The organism is Duganella sp. Dugasp56 (assembly GCF_047304105.1).
GTDB lineage: Bacteria > Pseudomonadota > Gammaproteobacteria > Burkholderiales > Burkholderiaceae_D > Rugamonas > Rugamonas hordei.
The window spans coordinates 1-5223 of sequence record NZ_JBGLYQ010000095.1 but is presented as its reverse complement, the minus strand read 5'-3'; the positions used below and the strand labels follow the sequence as shown (position 1 = coordinate 5223).

General features: G+C 66.0%; 4 protein-coding genes and 1 tRNA gene. 3 read left to right on the top strand and 2 right to left on the bottom strand.

What is annotated here, in order from left to right:
- Window positions 1–2: 2 nt before the first annotated feature.
- Together ACCD07_RS32030 and ACCD07_RS32025 are read right to left on the bottom strand one after the other, a co-directional pair.
- A tRNA-Arg gene (locus ACCD07_RS32030) sits at window positions 3–76 on the bottom strand.
- A gap of 190 nt (window positions 77–266) precedes the next feature.
- Window positions 267–509, bottom strand: a complete 243-nt coding sequence (locus ACCD07_RS32025; RefSeq protein ID WP_353404988.1) for a hypothetical protein — start codon at window positions 507–509, stop codon at window positions 267–269.
- A 262-nt stretch (window positions 510–771) separates the two neighbouring features.
- Between ACCD07_RS32025 and ACCD07_RS32020 the strand changes: the two genes are divergently transcribed.
- The 3 genes from ACCD07_RS32020 to ACCD07_RS32010 all read left to right on the top strand — a co-directional run.
- Window positions 772–1599 carry a response regulator gene (locus ACCD07_RS32020; protein WP_413449665.1) on the top strand — a complete coding sequence of 276 codons (828 nt, stop codon included), beginning with the start codon at window positions 772–774 and terminating at the stop codon, window positions 1597–1599.
- Between the two features lie 134 nt (window positions 1600–1733).
- On the top strand, window positions 1734–3962 hold the full coding sequence (locus ACCD07_RS32015; RefSeq protein ID WP_413449664.1) for an ATP-binding protein: 2229 nt from the start codon (window positions 1734–1736) through the stop codon (window positions 3960–3962).
- Between the two features lie 270 nt (window positions 3963–4232).
- Window positions 4233–5223, top strand: a 991-nt coding sequence (locus tag ACCD07_RS32010) for a diguanylate cyclase domain-containing protein (RefSeq protein WP_413449663.1), incomplete at its 3' end; no start/stop codon positions are given.

The window sequence follows — 5223 nt, the reverse complement described above, 5'->3', positions numbered from 1 at the left end:
GGTGCGGCTGGCAGGAATCGAACCCACGACCCCTTGGTTCGTAGCCAAGTACTCTATCCAGCTGAGCTACAGCCGCGCAAGCAACATTATAAAGCATTAATTTCGTTTTGCAAAGTTTGATATTTTCTATCGTTTAGTTGGTCAAGCGCACGATACGCCGAATCAACCACTTTACAAACTGCTTTGCTGCATCTCCTTCAAGCGGCATGCCGTTCGAAAGAAGCAGCATTATAGGGACACTGCCGCGGCTTGTCCAGCACTCTCTGTCAGGTACCGAACTCGGCCGCCGCCTTGGCCGACCACAGCGCCTCGTTGTACGACGGATACGGATCGCCATAACAGTCGACCTGCCCGCCCTCGCCGACGAACTTGACCCACCAGCCGTCGCTGTCGGTGACGATGGCGATATCGCCCCGGCGGCAATGGCCGGCGATCTGCTCGCTGCGTTCGAGCACCACGATATTCACTTTCCTGTGCCTGACCACCGTCGCCATGCCAGCCTCCGCCATGCGCGGCACCGCGCCGCTCCTCTATCAGTGTAGCGCCATTGTGCGGTGCAAGCCCGCTCCGCAGAGGCTTCATTCATGCCAGTGATCTCGATCATCATCAGAAAAAATTTGCATTCGTTTGCGCATTGCAGCATTATTGAGCTGTCTCCTCTATTCTCCTCCAAGGAAATAGATTTAGCCCGCTCCTGTAGCGGGCTTTTTTTTGGTGTACGATGCGGTCAGCTTTGCCTTCCATAAGACAGAAAACAGACAGGTCGCCAGCATGCATGCATCCGATTCCGTCGCGCCGCCCTCCCCGGACTGGTCGCGCTCCGCCCTTGGCGATCCCGCCGGCTGGCCGCCGTCGTTGCGGCTGACGGTCGACATCCTGCTCAATTCCCCGCTGGCCATGCTGCTGATGTGGGGCCCCGAACAAATCATGGTGTACAACGACGCCTATTCCGCGCTGATCGGACTGTCGAGCCTGCGCGCGCCCGGCGGCGGCGTGCCGTCGATCCAGCCGGCGGCGTGGAGCTGGAACGGCGCGGCGATCCGCCAGGCCTGGAGCGGCGCCGGCGCCAGCTATCGCGGCGTCAGCCTGCCGGTGTGGCGCAACGACGGCGTCGCCCAGCAACTGCTCGACCTGTACTACACCCCGATCCGCAACGAACACGGCCAGGTGGCCGGCGTGCTGTGCGCGCTGAACCCGGCCCAGGGCGCGCCGGCGCCCGAGGGCGCGCGCGCACTGCGCATCCTGGTTGTCGAGGACAACGCCGACGCCCGCTACCTGGTGTGCGAAACGCTGCGCGCGCTGGGCCACGAGGTGCAGGCCGCGGCCACCGGCGAGGACGCGCTGCCGGAACTGGCCGGCCAGCCGTTCGACGTGCTGTTCACCGACGTCAGCCTGCCCGGCATGTCGGGCGTCGAGCTGGCCCGCCAGGCGCTCAGGCTGGCGCCGACTCTGCAGTTGCTGTTCGCCTCCGGCTACGGCGACGAACTGACGCGCCACCTGGAGTTTCCCGCTCAGTCGCTGCAAAAACCCTACGACATCGAACAGCTGCAAGCGGCGCTGGCGCAGATCGCCGGCCGCATGGACGCCGGCCCCGCCTGAACGCCGCCAACCGTGCGGTGCCACGGCTTTGGTTAGGACTACAATGAAGACACCGTTAAACGTCAAGCGTTAGCCCGGCGAGTCCGCGGCCGCCATCCGGCGCCAACCGGCATCGCAGCAAGCCTGAACCATACATGATCCTTCCAACTGAGCCTACCGATGCCGTCACGCCCGCAACCCCGTCGGACGACGTCGAGCTCACCTGCCCAGCGACCACGCGCAACATGAGCGCGCGCGAGGCGCTGCGCCAAAACCAGCGGGAACTGCGCGCGCTCGCCAACTCGATGCCGCAGTTGGCCTGGATCGCCGAACGGAACGGTACCATGGCCTGGTACAACCAGCGCTGGTACGACTACACCGGCACCACGCCGCAGCAGATGGCCGGCGACGGCTGGCGCCAGGTCTACGCCCCCGACTGCCTGGACGCGATGGAACAGCGCTGGGCGCAGTCGCGCGAAAGCGGCGAACCGTTTGAGCTCGAGGTGCCGATCCGCAACGCCGACGGCGAATTCCGCTGGTTCCTGACGCGCGCCAACCCGGTCCACGACAGCAACGGCCGGGTGCTGCGCTGGTTCGGCACCAGCACCGACGTCGACCAGGTCAAGCGCGTGCAGGAGGCGCTGCGCGACGAAACCGCCGTGCTCGAGCTGGTCAACCGCATCGGCAGCGCGCTGGCCGCCACGCGCGACCTGCATCCGCTGCTGCAGGAAGTGACCGACGCCGCCACCAACATCAGCGGCGCGCGCTTCGGCGCCTTCTTCTATCATGGCGTCGACGCCCACGGCAAGGCGCTGATGCTGCATACGCTGGCCAGCGGCACGCCGGCCGCCTATGCCCGCTTCGGCCTGCCGCGCGACTCGCTGCATTTCGTTCCCGAGCAGTGCGGCCGCGGCACCATCCGCAGCGACGACCTGCAGGCCGATCCCCGCTACGGCGCAGACCACCCCTGCCACGGCGTGCCGCCGGCCCAGCCGCCGGTGCGCAGCTACCTGGCGGTGCCGGTGGCGCTGCGCTCGGGCGTGGTGATCGGCTACCTGTTCTTCGGCCACCCCGAACCGCACATGTTCAGCGAACGCACCGAGCGCATCATCGGCGGCATCGCCGCCCAGGCCGCGGTGGCGATCGACAACGCGCGCCTGTACGAAGCCTCGCAGCAGGCCGCCGAGGAACGCAAGATCCTGCTCGACAGCGAACGCCAGGCGCGCGCCGAGGCCGAACGCAACAGCCAGATGAAGGACGAGTTCCTGGCCACGCTGTCGCACGAGCTGCGCACGCCGCTGACGGCCATCCTCGGCTGGGCCCAGGTGCTGCGGCGCGGCAGCCGCGACCAGGCCGACCTGCACCGCGGCCTGCAAACCATCGAGCGCAACGCCCGCATGCAGGCCCAGCTGATCGAGGACCTGCTCGACATGAGCAGCATCGCCTCCGGCAAGGTGCGGCTGGAAATGCTGACCTTGGCGCCGGCCGCCATCGTCGCCGCCGCCATCGACACCGTGCGCCCGGCCGCCGGGGCCAAGCAGATCGCCATCCACCGGCAGTTCGAGCCGATGCCCGGCATGGTGGCCGGCGACGCCAGCCGGCTGCAGCAGATCATCTGGAACCTGCTGACCAACGCGCTCAAGTTCACGCCGCCGGGCGGCAACATCACCGTCGCCATCCGCCGCGAAGGCGAGCAGATCGCCATCTCGGTGCGCGACAGCGGGGTCGGCATCGCGCCGTCCTTCCTGGCCCACGTGTTCGAGCGCTTCCGCCAGGCCGACGCCACCACCACCCGCAAGCACGGCGGGCTGGGGCTGGGACTGTCCATCGTCAAACACCTGACCGAACAGCACGGCGGCACCGTCACCGCCGCCAGCGACGGCGAGGGCCGCGGCGCCTGCTTCACCGTGCGGCTGCCGCGGCGCAGCGGCTTGGACGAACCGCTGGCCGCAGCCGGCGACGACGGTCGCCAGCGGCGTGCTGCAGCGCATGATTTGTCCGGCCTGCAAGTGCTGGTGGTGGACGACGAGGATGACGCCCGCGAGCTGATCAAGCGCATTCTCAACGACTGTAACGCCGACGTGCTGACGGCTGCCACCGCCACCGAGGCGCTGAGCTTGCTGCAGCATGCGCGGCCGGACCTGATGGTCAGCGACCTCGGCATGCCGGAAGTGGACGGCTACGGCCTGCTGGACCGCATCCGCGCGATGGGGCCGTCGCGCGGCGGCGACCTGCCGGCCATCGCGCTGACCGCCTTCGCCCGCTCGGAAGACCGGATCAAGGCGCTGTCCAGCGGCTTCCTGGCGCATATTTCCAAGCCGGTCGAGCCGAACGAACTGATCGCCAAGGTGGCCGCGATGGGGGCCGCCCCACGCCACGCCTGAGGAGGCCGCGCGACACTGCCTGACTGTCAAGAGTTGTGAATATTCTTGCCACAAGCGGCCCATGTCACTCCTACTTGCAGACGCGGTAATGTCCTACAAGCAATGTGAGCTTCGCTTGCTACACTACAAAAACATCAAAAAGCGCGTACAATTATTTCCATATGGAAATTAACCACACTTGTGTGCGCCGCAGCACATACGCATGCGTTATGATGGAATTAAGATAATTTTTTCGGCCATATGCCGATTTTGGGACAGACAGAGAACCTTATGCCGAGCCGAGACGAAATCCTGCGCGCCAAGATCCTGGTGGTGGATGACAGCGCCGACAACGTCGAATTGATGTTGGAAATCCTGCGCGAGGCCGGCTATACCGACGTCAGCTCGACCATGTTGCCGGAACAGGTGTGTCCGCTGCACCGCCAGCACTGCTACGACCTGATCCTGCTGGACTTGCAGATGCCAGGGCTGAACGGCTTCCAGGTGATGAAGGGCCTGAAGGAAATCGAACAGGGCGGCTACCTGCCGGTGCTGGCGCTGACGGCGCAACCGAGCTTCAAGATCGCCGCGCTGGAAGCGGGCGCCCGCGACTTCATCAGCAAGCCCTTCGACCTGCTGGAAGTGCACAAGCGCATCCACAACATGCTGGAAGTGCGCCTGCTGTACAAGGAACTGGCGCAATACAGCCGGCAGCAGCAGGAACTGGCGCTGCATGATCCACTGACCGGCCTGCCCAACCGCCGCCTGCTGGAAGACCGCATCGCCACCGTGCTGCAGCACGCCACCCGCCAGCAGAACAAGGCGGCCGTGATGTACCTGGACCTGGACGGCTTCAAGACCATCAACGATACGCACGGCCACGCCACCGGCGACGAAATCCTGAAAATGGTGGCGCAGCGCCTGGTAGGTTGCGCCCGCAAGGAAGACACCGTCTCGCGCGTAGGCGGCGATGAGTTCGTCATCGTCATGGGCAATATCGGCCACCTGGGCGACACCCAGGAGCCGGCCGCCAAGCTGATCGAGGCGGTTTCCGAACCATATGTGATCAACGGCCTGACCTTGCGGCTGTCGACCAGCATCGGCATCGGCATCTATCCGGACGACGCCGGCGAAGTGGCCTCGGTCATCGCCGCCGCGGACGCCGCGCTGTACGAAGCCAAGCGCTCCGGCAAGAACCGCAGCTGCAGCGCGCAATCGCTGCAGGGCGCGCCGGCGCGCCGCCACACGATGTCGCCCGCCCCCGCCGGGGGGGCGGGGGGGG